This window comes from Oleiphilus sp. HI0061 (assembly GCF_001635675.1).
Window position 1 is genome coordinate 1 of sequence record NZ_LWFE01000625.1, and the last position, 273, is coordinate 273.

Annotated in this window: 1 protein-coding gene; it reads left to right on the top strand. The window is 44.7% G+C overall.

Annotated elements, in window-relative coordinates; all coding sequences use genetic code 11:
- Positions 1-273 (top strand): hypothetical protein (locus A3735_RS30530; RefSeq protein ID WP_197485757.1); only part of this gene is annotated, 273 nt, incomplete at both ends.

The window sequence follows — 273 nt, forward strand, 5'->3', positions numbered from 1 at the left end:
AATCTACAAACCATGAAGCGATCTCCCAACAGATTCGAAATCAAGGCCAAGGAGAGATTCCGCACTTATTTGCATACAGCCAATTGCTCTTGGCCGTGAATGGCCATGAAGGTCTATATGCCACCTGCGGCACGCCGGAGAAGTTCTGGGCCAAGTGGAAAGAAGAAGACATTATTGAAGCTGAATTTATTCGTTTAAAAAATCAAAACTTGGACGAGAAATCACTAGCATCTATCTTCAATCATCGACCAACCTCGGCCCGCAAAGAATACG